Source organism: Alteromonas profundi (genome assembly GCF_010500865.1).
Lineage (GTDB): Bacteria > Pseudomonadota > Gammaproteobacteria > Enterobacterales > Alteromonadaceae > Alteromonas > Alteromonas profundi.
In genome coordinates, this window is sequence record NZ_JAAAWN010000001.1 from 122,342 (window position 1) to 145,215 (window position 22,874).

Annotated in this window: 20 protein-coding genes; 12 read left to right on the top strand and 8 right to left on the bottom strand. The window is 44.1% G+C overall.

The genetic code is table 11. The features are described from left to right. Positions 1-77: 77 nt before the first annotated feature. Entirely contained in the window at positions 78-1,064 is a 987-nt protein-coding gene (locus GTH32_RS00515) for a universal stress protein (protein ID WP_163083276.1), read from the bottom strand. 207 nt (positions 1,065-1,271) lie between these two features. Here GTH32_RS00515 and GTH32_RS00520 point away from each other — a divergent pair, with 207 nt between their 5' ends. Next, entirely contained in the window at positions 1,272-2,180 is a 909-nt protein-coding gene (locus tag GTH32_RS00520) for a hydrogen peroxide-inducible genes activator (RefSeq protein ID WP_163083277.1), read from the top strand. Positions 2,181-2,223: 43 nt separating this feature from the next. Here GTH32_RS00520 and GTH32_RS00525 read toward each other — a convergent pair whose 3' ends face one another. Together GTH32_RS00525 and trhA are read right to left on the bottom strand one after the other, a co-directional pair. Then, complete coding sequence (locus GTH32_RS00525) at positions 2,224-2,736, bottom strand: hypothetical protein (protein ID WP_343033364.1); 513 nt, start codon at positions 2,734-2,736, stop codon at positions 2,224-2,226. Between the two features lie 11 nt (positions 2,737-2,747). Continuing rightward, entirely contained in the window at positions 2,748-3,404 is a 657-nt protein-coding gene (gene trhA / locus GTH32_RS00530; RefSeq protein WP_163083279.1) for a PAQR family membrane homeostasis protein TrhA, read from the bottom strand. A 367-nt stretch (positions 3,405-3,771) separates the two neighbouring features. Here trhA and GTH32_RS00535 point away from each other — a divergent pair, with 367 nt between their 5' ends. Beyond that, positions 3,772-5,721, top strand: coding sequence for a M1 family metallopeptidase (locus GTH32_RS00535; protein WP_163083280.1), 1,950 nt, complete (start codon positions 3,772-3,774; stop codon positions 5,719-5,721). A gap of 146 nt (positions 5,722-5,867) precedes the next feature. Then, positions 5,868-6,404 carry a redoxin domain-containing protein gene (locus GTH32_RS00540; protein WP_163083281.1) on the top strand — a complete coding sequence of 179 codons (537 nt, stop codon included), beginning with the start codon at positions 5,868-5,870 and terminating at the stop codon, positions 6,402-6,404. A 62-nt stretch (positions 6,405-6,466) separates the two neighbouring features. Here the strand turns inward: GTH32_RS00540 and GTH32_RS00545 are convergent, their stop codons facing one another. Then, the gene (locus GTH32_RS00545) at positions 6,467-7,060 is read right to left on the bottom strand and encodes a YigZ family protein (protein ID WP_163083282.1); all 594 of its coding nucleotides are present in this window, start codon (positions 7,058-7,060) and stop codon (positions 6,467-6,469) included. A gap of 237 nt (positions 7,061-7,297) precedes the next feature. Here GTH32_RS00545 and sbcD point away from each other — a divergent pair, with 237 nt between their 5' ends. The 3 genes from sbcD to GTH32_RS00560 all read left to right on the top strand — a co-directional run bounded on the left by sbcD (position 7,298) and on the right by GTH32_RS00560 (position 13,082). Further along, positions 7,298-8,560 (top strand): exonuclease subunit SbcD, encoded by a 1,263-nt coding sequence (sbcD, locus tag GTH32_RS00550; protein ID WP_163083283.1) that lies wholly within the window; start codon positions 7,298-7,300, stop codon positions 8,558-8,560. After that, on the top strand, positions 8,560-12,225 hold the full coding sequence (locus GTH32_RS00555) for an AAA family ATPase (RefSeq protein WP_163083284.1): 3,666 nt from the start codon (positions 8,560-8,562) through the stop codon (positions 12,223-12,225). The genes sbcD and GTH32_RS00555 overlap by 1 nt, the downstream gene beginning before the upstream one ends. Before the next feature lie 377 nt (positions 12,226-12,602). Further along, positions 12,603-13,082, top strand: a complete 480-nt coding sequence (locus tag GTH32_RS00560) for a CreA family protein (protein ID WP_163083285.1) — start codon at positions 12,603-12,605, stop codon at positions 13,080-13,082. 49 nt (positions 13,083-13,131) lie between these two features. Here GTH32_RS00560 and GTH32_RS00565 read toward each other — a convergent pair whose 3' ends face one another. Next, the gene (locus GTH32_RS00565; RefSeq protein WP_163083286.1) at positions 13,132-13,896 is read right to left on the bottom strand and encodes a MipA/OmpV family protein; all 765 of its coding nucleotides are present in this window, start codon (positions 13,894-13,896) and stop codon (positions 13,132-13,134) included. 232 nt (positions 13,897-14,128) lie between these two features. On the opposite strand from GTH32_RS00565, the gene nagA reads away from it, so the two are divergent. Further along, positions 14,129-15,256, top strand: a complete 1,128-nt coding sequence (gene nagA / locus GTH32_RS00570; RefSeq protein ID WP_163083287.1) for an N-acetylglucosamine-6-phosphate deacetylase — start codon at positions 14,129-14,131, stop codon at positions 15,254-15,256. A 45-nt stretch (positions 15,257-15,301) separates the two neighbouring features. On the opposite strand, the gene GTH32_RS00575 is transcribed toward nagA, so the two are convergent. Then, a complete protein-coding gene (locus tag GTH32_RS00575; RefSeq protein WP_163083288.1) occupies positions 15,302-16,894 on the bottom strand; it encodes an ABC-F family ATPase in 1,593 nt (530 codons plus the stop codon). Between the two features lie 226 nt (positions 16,895-17,120). Here GTH32_RS00575 and GTH32_RS00580 point away from each other — a divergent pair, with 226 nt between their 5' ends. The 3 genes from GTH32_RS00580 (at position 17,121) to GTH32_RS00590 (ending at position 19,756) form a co-directional block, all read left to right on the top strand. Then, positions 17,121-17,501: a PA2779 family protein gene (locus tag GTH32_RS00580; RefSeq protein ID WP_163083289.1), complete on the top strand. Its 381-nt coding sequence runs from the start codon at positions 17,121-17,123 to the stop codon at positions 17,499-17,501. Between the two features lie 6 nt (positions 17,502-17,507). Beyond that, a complete protein-coding gene (locus GTH32_RS00585; RefSeq protein WP_163083290.1) occupies positions 17,508-18,446 on the top strand; it encodes a PA2778 family cysteine peptidase in 939 nt (312 codons plus the stop codon). Positions 18,447-18,679: 233 nt separating this feature from the next. Further along, positions 18,680-19,756, top strand: coding sequence for a mechanosensitive ion channel family protein (locus tag GTH32_RS00590; RefSeq protein WP_163083291.1), 1,077 nt, complete (start codon positions 18,680-18,682; stop codon positions 19,754-19,756). A gap of 162 nt (positions 19,757-19,918) precedes the next feature. Here GTH32_RS00590 and GTH32_RS00595 read toward each other — a convergent pair whose 3' ends face one another. Further along, positions 19,919-20,455, bottom strand: coding sequence for a DUF305 domain-containing protein (locus GTH32_RS00595; RefSeq protein WP_163083292.1), 537 nt, complete (start codon positions 20,453-20,455; stop codon positions 19,919-19,921). Between the two features lie 112 nt (positions 20,456-20,567). On the opposite strand from GTH32_RS00595, the gene GTH32_RS00600 reads away from it, so the two are divergent. Continuing rightward, the gene (locus GTH32_RS00600; RefSeq protein ID WP_163083293.1) at positions 20,568-20,969 is read left to right on the top strand and encodes an ion channel; all 402 of its coding nucleotides are present in this window, start codon (positions 20,568-20,570) and stop codon (positions 20,967-20,969) included. A gap of 156 nt (positions 20,970-21,125) precedes the next feature. Here the strand turns inward: GTH32_RS00600 and GTH32_RS00605 are convergent, their stop codons facing one another. Continuing rightward, positions 21,126-21,653 (bottom strand): hypothetical protein, encoded by a 528-nt coding sequence (locus GTH32_RS00605; protein WP_163083294.1) that lies wholly within the window; start codon positions 21,651-21,653, stop codon positions 21,126-21,128. Positions 21,654-22,078: 425 nt separating this feature from the next. On the opposite strand from GTH32_RS00605, the gene GTH32_RS00610 reads away from it, so the two are divergent. Beyond that, a complete protein-coding gene (locus tag GTH32_RS00610; protein WP_163083295.1) occupies positions 22,079-22,306 on the top strand; it encodes a hypothetical protein in 228 nt (75 codons plus the stop codon). Positions 22,307-22,874 lie beyond the last annotated feature (568 nt).

The window sequence follows — 22,874 nt, forward strand, 5'->3', positions numbered from 1 at the left end:
GTAGGTAGAGAAAACTATAAAGACAAAAAAACCGCAGTACTGCGGTTTTTTTATGTCTGCTATTTATGCCCAGTAAGCTAACTTTCATCCTCTAACGTAATGGGAGACACAAAGCCCTCAGGTTTAAGGCCAACCACGGCACAGTTTAGCTGTTGTATGGTTTCCTCTGCAGTGCCCCCCATAATGTAGCCAGGCACACCTAAGCGAGCGAGGGTACCCATAACAATAACATCGGTTGCCAATGACTGGGTAGTTGCAGCTATTTCGCGCCTTGGATAGCCATGCACAATATGGACATTGGGTTTTAGGTAGTCCATAACATCAGGGGCTAACTTAGCTTCTAATTCGCCTAATAGTACTTCTAAAGCCTGCTCACGTTCGGCGTGAATTTTGGCTAAGTCAGTTTCCATATGGTTGTCATCTACCGAAATAAAGCCATCACGCCTAATATTCTCAGGCACAGAATCGAATATATGCACGATATGTAACTGGGAAAACTCAAGGAGTGCAATTTTACTTGCATGGTAAAGTATCTCTAAGTTGAGCTTCTTTCGTAGTGCAATTTCGTGTTCAGGGTAGTGGTAATTTAAATCTACCGCAGCTACCACATTTTTGTATTTTCCTTCGTGGTTAGGGTCAAGCACCCACACGGGGCAAGGGCATTTTCGCAGTAACCGCATATCTAAACTGCCAAATAACCGGTCTAAAAAGCTGTCTTCTGCTTTTTTAATAACTAGGTCGCAGCCGTCTTTTTGAACATAACGTACAATATCAATAAGCGGGTTACCAATACAAAGGTGTGTCTTAACAGGGTATTTCTGTGACCATTTGTCGGCATGCTTGACTAGCCAGTCATTGGCTTGTGCTTCCATGGATTGCTGTGAATCTAGCGCTGTAAATGAAGCCATGACGATACTGGCGTTCGGCGGTAGTGATTCTAAGGCTAACATCAACGTAAGTGATGCTTGATGACTTTTCGCAATGTGTACAGCTTGCTTCACCACGTTATCCTGGTGATGCGTGTCACTCAGTACACATAAAATATTCCTGTAATGCCCGTTCATGAAGATCCTTAGCGCTGCGGCAACAAACTTATAGTGTCAACATACGAGGCTCGGATGAACCCGATGGTTTTCCCCTAAGTATAGAATAAAACCCTAACATCGAAGAAATTATCTTTAAATATATAGGGGTATTTAGTCAGGATCTTGTCTCTTTTGTAATCCTTATGTTAGATTGAAAATTATAATTTTAATCAGAATATATATTTTATGAAATGGCCTAATTTAAAGCACCTTCATTATTTAGTGACCTTACATCAAGAGCAGCATTTTCATCGTGCGGCCCAGCGTTGTAATGTCAGTCAGTCTACGTTGAGTACGGCTATCCAAAACCTTGAAGAACATTTTGGTAGCCAATTGCTTGAGCGTGAACACAAAACGTTTGTTTTTACCTCTCTAGGGTTAGACATTGTCGAGCGCAGTAAAGTGCTTCTGCAAGAGGCGGGAGAGTTAGTAGAGTATGCTCAAAACGCCGGTAACTGGCAGCGAGGTACCCTAAAGCTTGGGGTTATTCCTACTATTGCCCCTTTTTTGTTTGAAGAAATGATAGGGGCCTTTTCTTCGTTTTTGCCTGAAATCAATTTAGAAATGCAGGAAGACACGACAGAAAACTTACTGCAACAGTTAACCGATGGCCGCTTAGATCTTCTGATTCTCGCATTGCCGATGGAAACACCTGGGTGTAAGCAAATGGTATTGGGTCATGACCCCTTTCATCTTATTGCGCATGAAGAAATGGCAGCACAATTGCCTGAACCGGTAGATATATCTCACTTGCCTAAAAAGAGTATCTTTTTATTGCAACAAGAGCACTGTATGACCGGCCATGCGGTGAGTGCGTGCAACTTGCAGCATAGCGATCAAATAAGCAGTGTAGCGGCCAGTAGTTTGTATACCTTGGTGCAATTAGCAAAAAGTAAGATGGGGTATACATTCTTGCCAGAGTTAGCGCTAAATCAGTCTATTATTCGCCACACTAACTTGAAAAGTTTCGCCGCTGAAGAGCAAGCCTACCGAGAAATCGGCCTAGTATGGCGCTCTGGCACAACAAGAATGCAGTTGTTTAGAAGAGTGGGTGAAATAATTGCGCCGTTACTGCCTATTCCTAAATTAACCTAGCAACGCGCTTAAGCTAACCTTAGATTGTAGGACTCATAGCTAGCTAGGCTTTAGGAGCTTCATGGCCTAGCGATGCTGCCCAGCTTAGGTCGGCCCGGGGAAGGTGGTTAGCTGCACCATGGCCAAAGCTATGCAATGCGCTGTACGCACTGTTTGACGGTAATCGGCAATAATGACACAGCGCATAAAAAAGCAAGCTGCAGCGGTGGCCAGTTCCGTCGCAATGAAGATAAATGCTCGCGCCTTCTTGTAACATTTGAGAAAGTTCGTGAAGATATTGATGTAAATGTACATCGTCGGTAGAGGAAGAAGCGCCTGGCGATGTAAAAGGCACCCACAGCCATGCTAAACCCGCAGCGTGTGCTTTATCACGAATAACGGGGGCCTGTTCTTCGCCTGTTTGCACAGTGGCAAGGTGTGTAACACCTAATGACTTTAACTTCTGATAGCTTTCGTCGGTGGGTTTACCCCCTAAACATATCTTGCCTGCACTTAGAGAAAACCATGCCAATGCAGGGCGTTCTGACGACGCCTCATTTAATAAATTTGTATTCACGTAAGTTTCAGTCATACCACAAAATAATAAATAGAAAAGAAATGGCAAGCACAGCCACCAATCACAAACATATGCCATATAGCATGGGTGTATTTTACTCTTTTTGCTACGTAAAAGCACACGCCAATACTAAAGCTTAAGCCGCCTGCTACAAGCAGCCACAGCCCGGCTTTAGGAAGGGCTAAATATAACGGATAAATAAGCCCTAATGCTATCCATCCCATCAGCAAGTAGGTCATGACAGAGACTTTCGGAAATCTATGCTGAGCGACGAGTTTAAACGCTACACCACCGATGGCTAAGCACCATATTACCGCCGTCATCGTAATGCCCAATGCACCACCAATAGCCACCAAAAGTAGCGGTGTGTAAGTACCCGCTATCAATAAATATATAGCACTGTGGTCAAATAATTTAAGCCAGCCTTTTGCTTGAGGGTGGGTGATGGCGTGGTAAAGGGTTGAGCTTAAAAACATTAAAATAAGCGTTGAGCCGTAGATGGCAGCTACCGTAACCGACAAACTATCTTCAGCGCGATACAGCATAATTACCAGCCCTACAATGGCCGCTACAAGGCCAATGCCGTGGCTTACGCTATTAAGCCACTCTTCAACTAATGAGTAGGCTTGTTTTGGAATACTCTCATTGTTTGATGGGGTGGATTTCATCGATGCTCCTGTTTCGGTTTATCAGCTGTATGATAAAGCATTCTGGGTTGAGAATAGGTTTATCACGGGTGGTTTGACAATTTAAGCGCACACTTGTTCGCTGAAATTTAAAGCATAGCAGAATTGTTACTAATAGCGATGACAATCAGATTACACCTTAGCCCTTTTTGTAAAACCTTCTCTACACCGGCTGTCAGTTTTATTAACTCGCTTTTTAATCAATAGTGCGGATAAAGCTAGCGTTGGTATGGGGCGTTATTCGTTTTACAGGCAACGATTATTGTTGGCAATTGAACGTTTCTGATATCGCCAGTTAAGTTATGACTTGATAGTATGTTTAAGGCAGAAAAAATGACTAGGAAGCGATATGAAAAACTATGGGATGTTCGCCACCTTTGTGTGTGCACCGCTACTGTTTGCGTGCAGTGAGAAAGCCAGTCAAACAGATGAAGCGATGACGACACCGTCTAGCACCACGGTGGAGTCACAGCAACAGGGTAAGGGAAAAACCGATACGGCAGCTGAGGCTGTAGTGTCTGATATCGCCACTGGTGTGGATTATCACTCTTTTTCTAACCCTGATGAAATTCGTGTAACGCACTTATCTCTCGATCTTAGTGCTAATTTTGATACGAAACAGTTGGTGGGTAAGGTAACGCTAGATATAGAGCGCGCAGCGCCAACCAATAATCAGCTTATTTTAGATACCCGCGCTCTTAATATTGCTAAAGTAACTGTAGAAGGTGAAGACATTGCTTATGAACTTGGGGAAACCGACCCTGATTTAGGCACCCCACTGTCAATAACCTTACCAGAACACGCTAAGTCGGTGACGGTAGCGTACTCAACCTCTGCAGAGGCTTCCGGTGTACAATGGTTAACGCCCGCACAAACGGCAGGTAAGCAGCATCCCTTTTTATTTACGCAGGCCCAAGCAGTCCACGCTCGAAGCTTTATTCCGCTACAAGACTCCCCTAAAGTGCGTGTAACCTACGACGCAAACATAAAAACGCCACCTGAATTACTTGCAGTAATGAGTGCCGCTAACGACCCTACCACGAAGCGCGATGGCGATTATAGCTTCACAATGCCTCAGGCAGTACCATCCTACTTAATTGCGCTTGCTATTGGTGACCTTAAGTTTAAATCTATGGGTAAGCGTACCGGGGTTTATGCGGAACCCGCTTTGCTTGATGCAGCGGCCGCTGAGTTTGAAGATACCGAAGCTATGTTAGAGGTTACGGAAAGAACCTATGGTCCTTATCAGTGGGACAGATATGATCTACTGATATTGCCCCCCTCATTTCCTTTCGGTGGCATGGAAAACCCTCGTCTTTCTTTTATCACACCAACCGTTATTGCAGGTGACAAGAGTTTAGTTGCACTAATTGCGCACGAATTAGCGCACAGCTGGTCGGGCAATACGGTAACAAATGCAACATGGCGTGACCTTTGGTTAAACGAGGGTTTCACTACGTATCTTACTTATCGCATAATGGAAGTGGTTTACGGCCATGAAAGGTATAAGCAGGAAGCCGTGCTGGGCTACCAAGATCTTCAACGTGACTTAGCTGCATTAAATGAGCAAGATGAAATACTCGCTATTGATTTACGGGGGAGAAATCCTGACGATGTGTTCTCTAATATACCTTATGAGAAGGGCGCATTATTTTTACGTGAATTAGAGCAAAAAGTTGGCCGAAAAAACTTTGATGCCTTCTTAATGCAATATTTTGAAGACTTTGAGTTTCAGAGCATTACGACCGATCAATTTATTGCCTACCTCGATAAAACGTTGTTGGCAAGCTACCCGCAAAAACTCGACCGTGAGCGTATTCATGCATGGATATTTGAGCCTGGTTTACCCGATAATGCGCCACAACCTGAGTCTGATGCCTTTGATACTATTGATGATATAAGAGCTCAGTGGCTAGCAGGTACACGCCCGGCAAGCGATATTGATACGCGTTTGTGGACCGTGCATCAATGGCTGTACTTTCTTAACAATATGCCAAACAGCCTTAGTGCAGCTCAGCTAGATGAACTAGATGCTGCCTTTTCGTTAACCACCACCAGCAATAACGAAATTGCCCATAGCTGGTTAATGATTGCAGTGGCTAATGAATATAAGCCAGCTTATGAACGCTTGTATGAGTATCTTACGTCAATTGGGCGCAACAAACTTGTGAAGCCGTTATACAGAGAGTTGGTAAAAACGCCAGAAGGTAAAGCGTTTGCTGCGAAGGCGTTTGCTGAAGCTAAGCCGGGCTACCATCCATTAACCATTAAAGCGAACGAAGGCTATGTGAAGCCCTAACAGGAAAACGATCCTCGCAGTAACTGATGCGTAACAATACATAGGTAACAATACATAAAGGGTAACAACAACCGCTTATGGGAACCAAAGCGGTGTCATTAAGACGCCGCTTTTCATTTTCAATCGTATGTGAGAAAGGAGTTATTATGTACACGCAAAAACTACATGCAGGCTCAGAATTCCCCGACGTATCTGCAACCCTTCATTCGGGCGAATCGGTATCTTTAGATAATAGACGGGAAGGTTGTGACTGGAAAATGGTGGTGGTTTACCGAGGAAAGCATTGCCCTATCTGTACCAAGTTTCTTAACGCATTAGAAGATTACAAAGCGCGTCTTTTAGAGCTAGGCGTAGACTTTGTAGCGGTAAGCGCTGATAGTAAAGCGCAGCTAGATGCCCATTTAGACGATTTATCCATTACCTTTCCTATTGCTTACGGCTTATCTGAGCAAGATATGAAAACGTTAGGGGTTTATATATCTCAGCCGCGTTCTGAAAAAGAAACAGATCATAATTTCGCTGAACCGGCGTTATTTGTTCTAAACAAAGACAATAAGGTACAAATTATTGATGTGGCAAATGCACCCTTCGTGCGCCCAGATCTAGAGCAGCTTGTATCGGGCCTTGAGTTCATTCGAAAGCCTGAAAATAACTATCCTATTCGTGGTACCCATTCTAGCTAGGAATATACCTCCGTTAGCGGGGCAATATGCCCGTTAACGGGGTTTTTATTTGCAACCGTGGATTAGGAAGAAACATCTATACGAATTGCCGCGGTTTGTAATTCAAATTCATCTACTCCATCGGTGGGTACGCCAACACACATGCTAACGTGCTGTGCATACTGACACTCGCGAACTTCCCCGCCATTATGTTGCACTAGATGACGCACAAATTGTTCGTGTTTGAAGTCTACATTCAATTTCACTTCGCTAAGGTTAACTTCTTGTTTGGTTGGTAGCTGTGACATAGCGTGTTGCGCTGCTGCAGAATAGGCGCGAACTAACCCGCCAGCGCCCAGTTTTATACCACCAAAATAACGGGTGACGATAACCATAACGTCGCCTACGTTTTTGTGCTGTAGTACATTTAGAATAGGCTTACCTGCTGTTCCACTCGGCTCGCCGTCATCGTCCATGGCGAGCAACAACGGTTGCTTAGGCGAGCCAATAAGATAAGCCCAACAGTGATGCCTCGCATCAGGGTAGCGTGATTTCACTTTTGCCAGCAGCGCCATGGCCGCCTCACGACTGTCGGCATAGGCTGCATAAGCAATAAACTTGCTCTTTTTTATTTCATACAGGGTTTCAACCTGCGTATCAGGTACGGGGTATGTCATTAGGCTATTATACTGCAGTTCATAAAGATGGCTAATGCTAGATAGTGACAAAAGTTAATGGGGCATTTATATCGCCAGCAGCGAGCAAATAAAATTTTCACCCACCCAAGGTCGGTGGTAAGCTCATGTTTTTAAGCCTATGATTTACCAGTGTCTTCGGGCGAGGTAACCTATACTCACCTAACACTTTTATAAACACCGCCCTATAGCTTGTTAACAGATCCAGAGCCCACTTCAATGAAAATTCTTCACACCTCCGATTGGCACTTAGGCCAAAGCTTTTTTACTAAAAGTCGTCTACAAGAGCATTCAGCATTTATACAATGGATGCTTGAGTTAGTAGATGAGCAGCACATTGATGCTATTGTGATAGCCGGTGATATTTTTGATACGGGTACCCCGCCAAGTTATGCACGAGAGCTTTACTTACAGTTTGTAGGAGCGCTGCAATCAAAACACTGCTCGCTGGTGGTATTAGGTGGCAACCATGATTCGGTCTCGGTGCTTAACGAAAGCAAAAGCCTGTTGCGCTACCTCAACTGCCACGTAGTTTCTAGTACGTATGGCAATATTGAAGAGCAAGTGATCAAGTTAAACGATCGTGAAGGTAAGGTGGGCGCCATACTTTGTGCCGTGCCCTTTATTCGCGCCAGAGATGTATTAAAAAGCCAAGCAGGGGCAAGTGCAATTGATAAACGTCAAGGCCTTGCTGATGCCATTAAACACCATTACGCAACGCTATATAGCGAAGCGTTACGCCAACGCCAAGCATTAGCGTTGAACGTACCTATTGTTGCCACAGGCCACTTAACCGCCTTAGGCGTAAGCCAAAGCGAGAGTGTAAGGGATATTTATATTGGTACCCTGGAAGGGTTTGCCGCTGATGGGTTTCCGCCCGCCGATTATATTGCCCTTGGTCATATTCACCGACCACAGAAAGTGGCAGGGCGAGAATCTATTCGTTATTCAGGTTCGCCTATACCGTTAAGTTTTGATGAACTTAACACGCAAAAACAGGTGCTTATTGCACAATTTAAAGAAGGCAAGCTCGATAGCGTAACGCCAATAGCTATTCCTCGCTTTCAGGCCATGCAGGTAATTCGCGGCAACTTAAAAGAAATAGAACATGCGCTTAATACCAGCGAGTTATTACAGCAAGCCAGCGAGGCATCCCCTGTCTGGTTGTGTATAGAAGTTGAAACCCAAGATTACCTCACCGACTTACAGCAACGTATTCACGTGCTAATTGAAGGTAAGCATGCCGAAATTTTGCAATTGAAGCGCCGTCGTCAACGTGTAGAAAATGCGCTGTCGGCAGACGATAAGGTGAGTTTAAGCGAGTTATCCGTTAAAGAGGTATTTAACGCCCGCCTAGCCATAGAGAATTTTGATGACGAGGAAAGCAAAGAGCGAAAAGCGCGCATACAGCAGCACTTTGATGAAGTGTTCGAGCAGGTTGATTTAGCGCGTAGCAGTGCTGATATGAAGGAGGAAGGTTAATGAAAATCCTTACATTGCGCCTTAAGAATTTAAATGCATTAAAAGGTGAGTGGAAAATTGATTTTACTCAGTCTCCTTTCATCGACAACGGCTTATTTGCCATTACTGGCCCCACGGGGGCGGGTAAAACAACCTTGCTTGACGCTATCTGTTTAGCTCTTTATCACCAAACGCCAAGACTTGGCATGCTATCGGCCACCTCCAACGACATTATGACCCGTGGGTGTGCTGAGTGTTTAGCTGAGGTAGAGTTTGACATAAAAGGCACTGCGTACCGTGCATTTTGGAGCATGCGAAGAGCGCGGGGTAAGCCGGATGGAAATTTACAAAGCGCAGATGTTGAGCTGGCTGAAGTAGCAAGTGGCAAGGTATTAGCCAACCAAGTGCGGCCTAAAAGTGAAGAGGTAGAGCGGCTTACAGGGCTTAATTTTGCCCGTTTTACGAAATCTATGATGCTATCACAAGGTGACTTCGCTGCATTTTTAAACGCCAATGAAAACGACCGCGCAGAACTACTAGAAGAATTAACCGGTACTGAAATATACGGTCAAATTTCCCAGGCGGTACACGAGAAATACAAAGCTGCGCAAGACACCAAAAATACCTTTAACCTTCGTTTAGAGGGGGTGCAGTTACTGAGTGACGAAGAAGAAAATGCGCTAAATAGCGAGTTAGCGTTGGTGAAAAGCCAGCTAACCACATTCAATAGCGAAATTGAAAAATTACAGCAACAAGCCCAATGGCTTAGCCAATTCGAGGCAAATGAAAACGCGCTTCATCAAGCAAAAGAAAAAGTAGCTGTAGCGAATAAAGACTATGACACCCATAGCTCTGAACTGGACAAATTAGCCGAGAGTGAGCCAGCCGAACGTTTACGCCAACCCTATGATGCACTCACCAAGCTTAAAGATGATGAAAGTAAAGTTGTGGCATTGCTTGTTAGTAAGCAACAAAAGCTTCCCGAGATACAAGGCCAGTTAGAGGCAGAAAAAGCCCGCTTTAATCAGGCAAGTGAAAACCGCGATGAAGCGGTAAATGCGGGTAATGCCTTTGAGACGCTAGTGCTTGAGAAAATTATACCCATTGATAATAAACTAAGAGAGTACGAGAAAGACAATCGGCGTATAACAGATGCACTTGATGAAACCACAAAAGCGCTAAATATCGATAAAAGTGAACGTGAACAGCAAAGTAAGCTGACAGAAACCCTAGCGCTAGAAAAAGTGCAGCGCGAAAGCTATTTGCAGCAACATAAGGCTGATGGAGACATTGCTCATAAAATTAGTGGTTGGCTGGAGCAGGCTAAAAGTGTCAATAAAGACGCTATGCTTTATCAAGAAAACAAACAAAAGCAAGCGGCAAACCAACAATCACTTAAGCAGTTAAGTGACAGTATTACAGCGCACCAGCAGGGAATAAAAGCGCTACACGATAAACTAACCGCGCAGACAGAATTCACCAACGCGTGTGAGCGTTCATTGATTGAAGCCACAAAGACGGGCGATGCAGACGCGCTAGCCGCCACCATAGCTGAACTTAACGGTCGTTGGCGATATGTGGTGCAAGGTAAGCAGGTTCAGCAGCAGTATCAACAGCTTACTATTAAACAAGAACGAAACAAGGCGGCACTGAGTGAGCTTGTGCAAGCGTATTCAGACACAAGCCAAACTCGTGAGCAGCTCGCCGAGAAGTATCGCAGTACGCAACAGCAGCTTAATGATGTAAGTAAACTTATTGAACAAGACGCTGAGCTTACCAGCCTGCGCCAACAATTGACAGATGGCGAACCCTGTCCGCTGTGTGGCTCCAAGCAGCATCATTTAGCGCAGGCGGCTATTGACGTACCTGAAACCGTTAAGCGCCGCGACGAGCTAAAACGTGTACTTAGCGATATCGAGAAAGAGGGCGCAGAAGCGCGGGATAAACTAGCCAACCTGACACTACAAAAAGCAAAATGTGAAGAGGCTGATAAAGAGTTTTCAGCCTCGTTAGAAGCAATCAGCATTGATTGGCAACAGGTACTAACCCAGCTTGGTTGTAAGTATGAACTAAATGATGCACACGGCTTTGCAAATTTTGAACACCAGCAAGAAAAAGCGCTTGAAGACTTAACCCTCAAAATGAAGGACGTGAAGGAAGCTGAGCAAAACCTACATAAGGCCAAGTTAGCCCAAGATGAAACGCAAAAGACGCTACGAGAGAAAGAATACGAGTGTCAATTAGCGCAGGAAAAATACACCCAATATTCACAACGTATTGAAGAAATCGAAAGTGACAATGCCACATTAAACGCACAGTTGGCGGCCTCAAAAAAAGCGCTTGAAGACGAGATCAAACAACATGGGTTATCGCCGTCACAGGATTTGCCCGCATGGTTAGCGCAAAAGCAGCGTGATGCTAGTGAGTATAGTCAGCAGAGCGAGGCTTTTAAGACGTTGCTGGAACGCGAGCAAGATAATCAGCGCAAGCAACAAGCGCTAACCAACAAGATTCAAGAGTTAGAAAAACTGGCCGCTGAATACCAAGCCCTGCAAGAAAGTAACAATGAACGTATTGCCGCGCTTACTGTCGAGCGTGTTGCCCTGTTTCCTCAAAAAGATATTGGTAAAACGCGAGAGCAGCATAAGAGTTATATAGCTCAGAGTGAAAAAGCCCTTGAATTGGCGCGAGAAAAAATGACCGAATGCGACAAGGCATTAGCGTCAGTTCGCAGTGAAATTGCGCAACTAAGCGCGCAGAAAAACGATATAAGTGAAGCAAAATCGGCCCAGCAGCAACGTTTTGAAAGCGCACTGGCCACGAGCCCCTTTAACACGGAAAGTGCGTTTTTGAATGCGCTTCTGCCTTATGAAGAACGCGAGCGCTTACAACAACTTCGCCAACGTATAGTAACCCAGCAACAACAGGCGGCGGTATTACTCGAGCAGGCCGAAACGCAAAAAGTATCATTATTGGCTAATGAAAACGCCGAGCAGTTCCAAACCCAAAGTATGCAAGTGATAAAAGACAATATTGCTGAAAAGAACCAGCTAAAAGAGGGGTTATTATCGCAACAAGGAGAGCTAAGGCAAAAGCTACAGGCCAATGCCCAGGCGCTGAAACAACAGCAAAGCTTGCTACAGGAACTTAAGGCATTTGAAACCTATTATGATGATATAGCCTATTTGCATTCGCTGATTGGTTCGGCAAGTGGAGATAAATTCCGACGTTTTGCCCAAGGGTTAACCCTCGATAATTTAGTGCAGTTGGCAAACCAGCAACTAGATAGGTTACACGGGCGCTATCAACTTATTCGTAAACAACAAGAAGGGTTGGGGCTAAGTGTTGTAGATACATGGCAAGGAGATGTAATACGCGACACCAAAACCTTATCCGGCGGCGAAAGTTTTTTAGTTAGTCTAGCGTTAGCTTTGGCGCTGTCAGACCTGGTTAGCTTTAAAACCAGCATCGACTCCCTCTTTCTGGATGAAGGGTTTGGAACCTTAGATGCCGAAACCCTTGATGTGGCGCTAGATGCATTAGACAACCTAAATGCCAGTGGCAAGATGATAGGCGTAATAAGCCATATTGATGCGATGAAAGAGCGTATACCTACCCAGCTTAAAGTTAAAAAGCAAAACGGGGTTGGGGTGAGTGTATTAGACAAGCAATTTGCAATTGAATAATGGGTGAAGCCTAATACACAAGTTATCGGGCGCAGGCTAAATATCGTGACTTCTGAAAATGGTTGGCACATGATGGGGCGGTTAATGTTTGTACATCAATATTGACGTCTTGCTTGGTAATCCACGTAACAACGCGCGGTGAGGCGCAAGTGATGTGATACATCCGCTTTGAAGACACGTAAGTAAAAGACTGGCGAGTAATGCCATCAGATTACCCATAAGGGAAAAGTACTCGATGGTTTTGTATATCCATGGCCCGTACTACACTGTGGGTAACCTCAGGTTCAATTTTATGACGATGTTAACAGCGCGAATATAGAAAATGACGAACTGAAAAAATAAATCGCGCCGTAACGCTTTTAGAGTAAGGAGAGCACATGCAAAAAAAATGGTGTATTAATTTATGTGCGTTAGCAGCCGTAGTGGGACTAAGTGCATGCAGTGATAAGGAAGTAGGAGACGTATCTTTAGGTTTATTTACCACCAAAGATATTAAAATTGATGCGCTTCAAGACCCTGATATTCCGGGCGTTACGTGTCATATTTCTAGCATAGAAGCTAACCTGGACTTATCGGACCCTTCAGATAGTGCCATTGCCTGTCGTCAAACTGGGCCAATAACCGCCGCCATGTTATCGAACATTGATACCTCCGACTCAGATGATGTTATTTTTAAAAAGTCGAAGAGCATATTTTTTAAGAACATGAAGGTAAGACGGATATTCGATGCGAAATCGCAAACCTTGATATATCTAACCTATAGCACGAAAGAAACCTCAGGAAGTTATAAGCACAGCTTATCTACCGTTCCGCTGTGGGGGACGCAAGCGTATTCAGCGCAACCCGCTAGTGACTGAGGGAGAAGCGTTCGCCCTTTAAGTTTAGGTGCGAACGCATTTCTTAATGTTAGAAAAATCGTGAGTAAGTGAGCAGCGCACTAAAGGCACTGTCACTATCGGTCAACGGGCTATCACTTATACTGTCATCGTAAAAAGTAGCGCCTACTTGAAAGCGTGTCATCCCACCAAAGAAGATAGGTGTAGAAACCCCAAGCTTAACCTCGGTATTTAAGGCTTCATCGGCGCTGTAAGCGGGGCGAAAAGCGCGGGCTTCTTCGGGTAACACGCCATAATAATAATCAACATAATTGCTGTCTTGAAAGTTTAGCGCCACAGAGGGCTCTAAAGTAAACGCTCCCATGCGAACCGGTCTACCTATGCTAAATGACGCTTGGTAGCCATTGAATCTGTCGAGGATATCGGCGTTTGCCGACAGCGCATAATTAACGCCGCTATGAGAATAACGAATACTGGCTCCGGCTCCGTAGCTAAAGTCGCGGTCGTCCATTCCCTCAAACACACTACTGTCGTCTTCGTCATAGCCTGCAAAAATCGGGACTAATTGGGCATCAATGGTAACGGCCCCTTGCTGATAAACTTGATAGCCAATAAAAGGCCCAGACACCCGCAGGCGCTCACCTATGTAGCCAACAATTGGGATGGGGATCACCCGGCTATCGAAGTCGGTGTAAACGTCTTGCGACGCTGCGACACCCAAACCCCACGTCCAGCCTGTTGACTGTCCCCGTGGCGCTTGTGCCATGGCAGAGGTTATAAATACTGCGGGTAACAAGATGGATGAGAGCCCGATTAATGATAGTATCTTCTTCATGTATAGTTTCCTTAAGTGGTTAAAAACATACAGGTAACAGCGCGCTTTCGATCAAAACCTCAAGCGCTTTTTAGCGGGATACTATGTATGCTGTTTTGCTTCTTACGGGAATAAAAAAGTTAGCCATACATTACAACATGAATGTTAAATTAAAAATGAGCCAACCCGAGTATTTTATTGGTATAGATGGCGGGGGTCATTCAGTATATTTAAAAATAGGGTAGCGTAACTTATGCCAAGTATTACGGTTGAACAGGTGTTAACACCACAGGGTATGCAAAAGCACCAACGCATTGATATTGAAAATGGGTATATCAGCAAAATAGGCCCCGCTGCGGAAAATGAAACGCACTTTCAGGTGCATACCTTACTACCTGGCTATGTTGATACCCAAGTGAATGGCGGCGGCGGGGTGCTGTTTAATCAAGCGCCCTGTGAAGACGCGCTTAATACCATGGCGGAAGCGCATCTTCGGTATGGAAGTACGTCTATGCTGCCCACTATTATTACCGATAATGCCGCTACTATGGCGCAAGCGGCTCAGGCCGTGGCAAACGTGATAGCGCAGCAGCACAGCACAATTAAAGGTATTCATTTTGAGGGGCCTTTTTTAAGTACAGCAAAAAAAGGCGTTCATGATGCCAGCTTCATTCGAACACCATCAGATAAAGAGATAGCGACCCTTTGCCGGCATGATATTGGAAAAGTGTTATTAACGGTAGCACCTGAAACCGTAAGCCTCGACTTTATCAAAGAGATAAGTCAGGAGGGGGTAATAGTAGCAATTGGCCACACCAATGCCAGCTTTGAACAAGTAAATAAAGCATTACAAGCGGGGGCTACAGGGTTTACCCATTTATATAACGCCATGTCGGCGTTCACCTCCCGAGAGCCAGGGGCCGTGGGGGCAGCACTTATGAATAATGCGGCCTATAGTGGGTTAATTGTAGATCATCACCATGTGCATCCTCAAAGTGCGTTATTTGCCATTAATACAAAAGGTGCTCATCGCATTATGCTAGTTACAGATGCAATGGCGCATGTGGGCTGTGATATTACAAGGCTGCCTTTTTTTGATACCGAAATAATTCGCCAAGGTGATAAGCTGACTACCCCTGAGGGGACGTTAGCGGGGTCGTGCTTAGATATGCATAGTGCACTGGTAAATACGTGTCGCGACTTAAACATAACCCTTGCCAAAGCCAGCGAAATGGCAAGTTTAACGCCGGCTCGCTTTGTTGGGCTAGATGATGAGATTGGCGTAATTGCCAGCGGCTATCGGGCTAATTTTGTGGCGCTAGATGAAACGCTTAATTTATGTAACGTATGGGTGAATGGGGAATTAATAGCGCGCGGTTAGTATTACTTAATTTAAGTAAACAATAACAACGCGCTGGTTATTTTTTTACGCGCCTGCGCTGTGGGCTAAAAACTCTTCGTAATTGCCTTCAAAGTGATTAAGCTTTTTATCTTTTATCTCGATAATTTGCGTAGCCAATGAAGACACAAACTCGCGATCGTGACTTACAAAAATAACCGTACCATCGAACTTGTACAACGCATTGTTCAAGGCTTCTATCGATTCCATATCCAAATGGTTGGTAGGCTCATCCATCACCAATACGTTAATATCTTGAAGCATGAGTTTGCCAAACAATAAGCGGTTTTTCTCACCACCAGAGCATACACTCACTTTCTTATTAAAGTCGTCAGAACCAAACAGCAAACGGCCCAACATGCCTTTAATGTGCAAGTCGTCGTGTTTAGGGCTGCGCCATTGACTCATCCAATCAAACAAGGTGAGGTCGTTTTTAAAGTGACTGGCGTTATCCTGCGGAATATACCCAATGGCAGCATTTTCGGCCCACTTAATATTACCCGCAGTAGGGGCTAAGTCGTCTACTAAGCACTTTAAAAGGGTTGTTTTTCCGGCACCGTTCTCGCCAATAATAGCGAGGCGCTGGCCTGCTTCTAGCAATAAGTTTGCGTTATCGAACAAGGGGAGGTCGGGGTAACTGTGACCTAAATCTTCTAATGTAATAGCAAGACGATGCAATTTTTTATGCTGCTTGAACACTACGTAAGGTTTACGGCGGCTTGACGCCTTAATTTCGGCTAACTCTATTTTCTCAAGACGTTTAGCACGAGACGTTGCCTGTTTTGCTTTTGATGCGTTTGCAGAGAAGCGGGCAACGAAGCCTTGTAATTCTTCAATTTCGGCAGATTTTTTCGCATTTTCATTATGAAGCTGTTCTTGCACCAGCATAGCTGCTTGAACATAATCGTCATAATTACCAGGGTAAACACGAAGCTCACCGTAGTCGATGTCGGCCATATGGGTGCAAACAGAGTTTAGAAAGTGTCTGTCATGGGAAATAATTAGCATGGTCGACTTACGCTTGTTTAGCTCTTCTGCTAACCAACTTATGGTATAAATATCCAAGTTGTTCGTTGGCTCGTCGAGTAACAAAATGTCTGGCTCGGCGAATAATGCTTGCGCCAGTAATACACGCACTTTTTTACCCGGTGCCACTTCTTTCATCAAACCAAAATGATAGCTTTCGTCAATACCAGCTGAGTTTAGAATATCGCCCGCACGCGCTTCGGCAGTATACCCATCCATTTCTGCGAATTGGGTTTCTAAATCGGCTACCCGCATGCCATCTTCTTCTGACATTTCAGGGTTACTATAAATTGCGTCGCGCTCTTGTTTAACTTCCCACAATTCACGATCGCCCATGATCACAGCATCCACCACGCTGAATTCTTCAAACGCGAATTGATCCTGACTTAAGATGCCCAGCTTAGTGCCTGGAGCCATAGAGACATTGCCAGACGTGGGCGTGAGCTTGCCGCTTAGGATCTTCATAAACGTAGATTTGCCGCAACCGTTTGCGCCAATAAGGCCATAACGATTGCCATTGCCGAATTTGGCAGAAATATTTTCAAATAAGGGTGCAGAACCAAACTGCATGGTGATATTGGCGGTGGTAATCAAAACAGGTATCCAGGGGGTAAAAATGAAGAATTTAACGCTTAAGATGGAAACGATGTAACACAATAGCCATGTAAGCTTTGGGCGCGCACTATAAGGAATTGCGCCCTCCGTGTCGAGGAAATTTTGAGCGTTTGGCCGATAAAGTGATGATAAGAGTGAACTGTGTCTGCGCTTATCAAGTAAAAACATTAAACAAAGTTAATAGCTTAGCTAAAAGGGAAAGCATATGAAATTAGTATCTAAGTTTGCAGCAGGATTTGTAAGTGCACTTTTATTGGTGGTAGGTAATGTGCAAGCAGAAGCCATCAGTTCTGATAGTGTGATGCAAACCCAATCGGCCATGTATAACAAGCAGCAACTTATCGAGATGGTGAGTAGGGAAGATGTACAAAATAAGCTAGTAAGCTTAGGTGTAGACCATAACCATGCCGTTAAACGTATTAATGCGATGACCAATAGTGAGATAGCGCAGCTAAATGACGAAATTAACCAGGCTCCCGCCGGTGGCGTAGTAGGCGCAGTACTTACCGTATTGGCCATTATCGCAATTTTGGACTTGGTAGGCGTAACAGATGTTTACCCGTTTATTCGCCCAATCAATAGCTAGACACAGATGAGATACTTTACAAAAGCCTGCTTAATTGCAGGCTTTTTACTGCTTGCAGGGTGCCAGGGTACACCGCAAACCGATCAGCTGGCTAACGTTACGCCAACAGGGCTAGCCCGTGAACATCGCATTGAAAATGTGCCTTTTATCGCCCAACAACAGTATTATTGCGGCCCCACCACGCTTGCTGAGGTATTTGGCTTTTATGGTACGCCAGTAAGTGCCGATGAGATTGCACCTAAAATATTTATTCCTGAAAAAGAGGGGAGCTTACAGTTAGAGATGGTGACGGCCACCCGCCAGTACCAGTATTTACCTTACCAAACCCAAGGTTCGCTAACGTTGTTAATGCAGTTAGTCAGCGACGATATTCCCGTCATCGTTTTTCAAAATTTATCCATTTCATGGTTACCTCAATGGCACTATGCCATAGTAACGGGTTTTGATTTGCCTAACCAAACCCTAACGCTGCATACGGGCGTAACGAAAGACCATGAAATGTCATTTTCCCTTTTTGAAAAAACCTGGGGGCGGGGAAATTATTGGTTATTGGCGCCTGTTCCACCACAGGTTACCAGCGAACACATGGTGCCCTTCACCTATGTGAGTGCCGCCTACGATATGCTTAAAGTGGCAAAAAATAACTCTGAGCAGCAAGAGCAGGCGCTACAGTTTTTGCAAAGCGCGACAAACCAATGGCCTAGCGAGTGGCTAGCTTATTTCTTACTGGGAAATTTTTATTTAGACGCCCAGCCTGATGCTGCGGGGGTGTGGTTTGAAAAAGGCTATGAGTACGGGAAGGATCAAAAACCCTATTTGCACAACTATACATTGGCGCTAATTAAAACCGGACAGCAGCAGAGGGCGAGGGTTGTGCTAAACCATGCACTAAACACTTTTCCCAACGATGCTGACTTATTAGCTCTAAAACAGCGTGTAGAGTAACAGCAAGCGTACAAAAAGAACTTGCTAAAGCCATCATGCATTACGTTATAGCCTAAGCATAAGAGATACGCTATAGCAGTGCATTTATTTGTAACCTGAAAGGGAAACCTTTCACATCCTTTAGATAAAAACCCGGGTTTTGAGTTTGGTTTGGGTTTTGCAGGTATAAGTGAAGAGAATGCACGGTTAAATGGCGTTTTCATTGATGAATTTGCCTAAGGAACGCAGGTTACATGGAACTTCCAGCTTGGTTTGAGCAACAAGAATTTTATACGTTTTGCGCATTAATCGCCGCTGTACTTATGATGTTTGGGGTTAAACGCATCATCTTAGTGCGTTTAAAAGAGAAAGCTCGGTCTGAAACCAGCTCTATGTCGAGTATCTACCGCGTATTGGTATTATCGCTAAACGCGCCCCTTACGGTGGTTATATTAGTGATCGTTTTACTGCTCGCACGCAACGTTTTCACTTGGACTGGCCTGCACGAGCAACACGTGCCTGTATTTCTAGATGGGGTAGTAGAGGCAGGCGTCATCATTGCGCTTTTTTTATTCGCCGAACGCTTTTTTACTTACTCACTAAAACGCTATCGAGAACAATCAACACTAGTAAAAAATACCAGTGCTATAGCAGGGGGCGCATTAAGAGCAGTGCTGGCCACCCTTACCATATTGATTATTTTAAGCAATATGGGAGTGTCTATCACGCCTGTCATCGCCTCTTTAGGTATCACGTCTTTGGCAGTGGCATTAGCGCTACAACCCACTCTAGAAAATTTCTTTTCCGGCATTCAACTGGTTATGGATAAACCCATTCGCATTGGCGATTTCATCGAGCTAGATTCAGGGGAGCAAGGCTTTGTAGAGAAAATAGGCTGGCGCTCGACATGGATAAGAATGTTGCCAAACAATATTGTGATTATGCCCAACAGTAAACTGTCTAACTCTAAATTGATAAATTACTATTATCCAGAACGAGAGCTTTCAGTGCCTGTTGAAGTAGGCGTTCACTACAGTTCTGATTTAGAGTTAGTGGAAAAAGTGTGCATCGAAGTTGCCGAAAAAACATTAAAAGAACACGAATATGGTGTAGACACCTATCAGCCATTCGTACTGTTTCATACCTTTGATAACTCAAGCATTAACTTAACTATTATGCTTAGAACCAAAGAATATTTTAACCGTTTCTTTATCAAGAGCGCCTTTATTAAAAGCCTTAAAAAACGCTTTGATGAAGAAGGTATTGTTATCCCATTCCCTATTACCGCCGTCAACACTGAGCAGGAAGGGGCAAGGCTACCCCGAGATTAACGTGCTTTTACGCGGTATGCTAACGGCTACTGAGCAAGCAGTTCATTCGCCGTAATTACCGCTTCCCGCGTGAGAACTTTTAGTATAGTCACTCTGGTAAAAGTTATGTCGCGTTAATACTATTTACCAGCGCCAAGGCAAGTGAAGTGATAAATCATCTTGTTACTCACTATTGCCATCTTTACCTTTTGTTAGCCGCCCTTCAAAATTGGGCACAGCACGGTTTTCTGCCTGCGAGGCACTGAGCGCCTTACCATTTTCTTCAATATCTTGAATAAGCCACTCCATTTGTTTTATTTCTTTACGTTGGGCTTTAATGATCCCGTTAGCGAGCTCGCGCACCCGAACATCTTCAATATTGGCACGCTCACTGGTAAGAATGGCGATGGAGTGGTGCGGTATCATGGCTTTCATATAGGCAGAATCTGACACTGTTGTTTGCGAACGTAGAAGGTAAAGGCTAAGCGAGAATAGCGCTATTGCGGAAAGAAAAATCACGGCGTTCAACTTTTTGTTGGTATACATACCCAACATGAAAGCCAGCATAATAATAGCCATTCCCGCGCCCATGTATAGGGCCATAAATGTGCGAGTTTCACTAAACCATATATGCGAAACCGCGTAGGTATTTAAGTACATCATGACAAACATGGCGAGGGTAGATGTAGCTATCATCGCGAAGAATTTTGCGTATTTCATCTGTAATCCTTACGTTAAAACCCAAAGGGACTTTGAAAAATTTTCTGATTGAACTACGAAAATTAACGAGTAGTAAGGTAACTACAAATTCTATACCGTTAGGGAGATAATAGTGATACTCGCGCTTATAATTTCAATTTCTACGCTATTGATAGGGGTGTTTTTTCATCTTTTAAATATCACTTGGATTGCAGATAAAATTAAATCGCAAAGCGAAAACCTGTATATAAAAACCCCCGCTGTAGTGACTATCGCTATAGTGAGTCAAATTTTGATAGCAGGAATTTTTACTCTGTCTTATGTATTCGCAATGAAGCTAGGAGTGGGCAATTTTGCTCAACCTAGTACCGCCGTCGACATCTTCTATTTTTCATTAACCACAATTACTACCCTTGGGCTTGGGAGCGTTGAGCCTACCGGTGACTTACGCATGTTGGCAGGCATTGAATCAGCCACTGGCTTTTTACTTATCAGCTGCTCAGCACAAAAAGTATTTAGAACGATAAATGAATAAAGGGACAAAGAAGGGGAGTTCTTAGGCGTTTAGTTAGTATGGTTGATTTATGCGCGTCATAGCCTATAAACGTTTTAAAACCCTGCATAAGGGGCGAAAGCCCCTTGTTTGTTAGCGCTCACCTGTTCCAATAAATACAGATGCGTTAATCGTACGTTATTTTTTGCGCCTTAATGTCACTTCTAAATAGGGGGCTTCCTTCATTTTTAAATCGACGAAGTCATCGTCAATACGCTGAATATCAGAGGAATAAGACTCGCCTTTCACCGGGGTAAACGCATCTGCGAGTTCAGGCGACTGAGCCAGCATGTTCCGACTGATATCATCCAATGCGGTAATTTTAGAATCCGTGGTGGTTTGCACCAATACAGCATCGTGAACTTCCCACGTGCCTGCATCCCGTACTGCAAATCGTAACGCAACTTCCTCGCCGTTATTATAAATGCGCATTACTAGCTCACCAGCCTCCGTGTATTTGTAGCCATGATGAAACACAAAGTTACCGCTATACGTAAGCTCTAATTGCATACCTGGCGGAATGGGGTCATCACTTAATTCGGCGAACTTTTGTGCGTTAACAAACATACTGCTTTCCCACTCTCCGAGTAACTGTTCCTGCACAGAGGGTTGGCAGCCGGTAATAAGCATTACTAGGCTAAAGGTAATAAATAATTTACGTAACATAGGGCTTCCCTGCAATTTTATAGGTAAGCATCATCAGGCGATGAAACTCATGGTTAAACATTGAGTATAGGTTGGAATACCGCTATCTACTACTTTTGCAAATGAGGGCTTTTTAACGGCGGCTCTTATCTAGACGCATTGTGGGCGGTTAGCAGGTATGAATATTTTGGAAGCCCTAAACAAGACAGGCATATTTAAATAGAGCCCTAAACAGAGCCCTAAACAAGACAGGCATATTTAAACTAAGATACGAGTTTTTACGGTTTCGCTTTATGACTGTCTTATTAAGTTTGGCAGAGTCTTTCACCGGTATTCTAACTAGTGATACAACGCAAGATGTACACTAGTATCACGACAACATTTACTAAGTTATATTGCCAGAACAGTTATTTCGGTCAGTAGTATAACAATTACCATGCATCATAATGACGTTACTCACAATTAAGGGAGCATCTAAAGAGGCAATTCAAATGGTACATTTACAAGAACTATCGCATGAAGAAATGAATGAAGTTTCAGGTGGCATTAGAAGCTTTTTTCTTGGTTATCTTATATCAAAAGGAATGGATGGTTATATTGATTGGGTACAAGGCGGCGCTGGAGGATGGAAGGAAGATTATAACGGTATTGGCTATGATGATCCCCTTCTGTAACTATTCTTTTTGAGGCTACTACCATGAAACAAGTGTCTTTGTTGGATAAGCTCTTAACAGGAGGACTTCTCCTGCTAGGCACTTTCATAGCAAGTAAAGTACTACAGTTTTATATTCTTAGTTATTTGAGCCTGCCATTTTTCATTAATCCCCTGTTTGGAGATAGGGAAACCCAGTTCAACCTCGTTTATATTTTGGGAGATTTCGTGTCGTTTGGCGTGGTTTACTACTTGTTGACACAGTGTATCTGTATATATAAAAAGTATTCAAACCCCAAATATAATAAAAAAGACCCCTAGGTTAATTAGCGCTCTATTAAAAGTAAATGGTACCTAGGCGGCCCTTTCTAGGCGTTCGTATCGCTGCGGCCTGAATTTAAAACGCACGGCTTGAAGCTCGCCCCCCTCTATATTGTTTTGAAGCCGCTAACGTTATTGTATACCTGTGCATTGTAGTGCATTCTTAATATGGTATTCTTTTTACAAGGTTTGGCCTGTAGCATTGATCAATAGCTATGGGTGGTAGTTCCTGTCGATTTGAAAAAATACACAATTTACAGTTCTATTAA

Bases quoted from the DNA above. Each gene is read 5' to 3' on its own strand.
- GTH32_RS00515 (WP_163083276.1), bottom strand. From the start codon at position 1,064: ATGAACGGGCATTACAGGAATATTTTATGTGTACTGAGTGACACGCAT.
- GTH32_RS00520 (WP_163083277.1), top strand. From the start codon at position 1,272: ATGAAATGGCCTAATTTAAAGCACCTTCATTATTTAGTGACCTTACAT.
- trhA (WP_163083279.1), bottom strand. From the start codon at position 3,404: ATGAAATCCACCCCATCAAACAATGAGAGTATTCCAAAACAAGCCTAC.
- GTH32_RS00535 (WP_163083280.1), top strand. From the start codon at position 3,772: ATGAAAAACTATGGGATGTTCGCCACCTTTGTGTGTGCACCGCTACTG.
- GTH32_RS00540 (WP_163083281.1), top strand. From the start codon at position 5,868: ATGTACACGCAAAAACTACATGCAGGCTCAGAATTCCCCGACGTATCT.
- GTH32_RS00545 (WP_163083282.1), bottom strand. From the start codon at position 7,060: ATGACATACCCCGTACCTGATACGCAGGTTGAAACCCTGTATGAAATA.
- sbcD (WP_163083283.1), top strand. From the start codon at position 7,298: ATGAAAATTCTTCACACCTCCGATTGGCACTTAGGCCAAAGCTTTTTT.
- GTH32_RS00555 (WP_163083284.1), top strand. From the start codon at position 8,560: ATGAAAATCCTTACATTGCGCCTTAAGAATTTAAATGCATTAAAAGGT.
- GTH32_RS00560 (WP_163083285.1), top strand. From the start codon at position 12,603: ATGCAAAAAAAATGGTGTATTAATTTATGTGCGTTAGCAGCCGTAGTG.
- GTH32_RS00565 (WP_163083286.1), bottom strand. From the start codon at position 13,896: ATGAAGAAGATACTATCATTAATCGGGCTCTCATCCATCTTGTTACCC.
- nagA (WP_163083287.1), top strand. From the start codon at position 14,129: ATGCCAAGTATTACGGTTGAACAGGTGTTAACACCACAGGGTATGCAA.
- GTH32_RS00580 (WP_163083289.1), top strand. From the start codon at position 17,121: ATGAAATTAGTATCTAAGTTTGCAGCAGGATTTGTAAGTGCACTTTTA.
- GTH32_RS00585 (WP_163083290.1), top strand. From the start codon at position 17,508: ATGAGATACTTTACAAAAGCCTGCTTAATTGCAGGCTTTTTACTGCTT.
- GTH32_RS00590 (WP_163083291.1), top strand. From the start codon at position 18,680: ATGGAACTTCCAGCTTGGTTTGAGCAACAAGAATTTTATACGTTTTGC.
- GTH32_RS00595 (WP_163083292.1), bottom strand. From the start codon at position 20,455: ATGAAATACGCAAAATTCTTCGCGATGATAGCTACATCTACCCTCGCC.
- GTH32_RS00605 (WP_163083294.1), bottom strand. From the start codon at position 21,653: ATGTTACGTAAATTATTTATTACCTTTAGCCTAGTAATGCTTATTACC.
- GTH32_RS00610 (WP_163083295.1), top strand. From the start codon at position 22,079: ATGACGTTACTCACAATTAAGGGAGCATCTAAAGAGGCAATTCAAATG.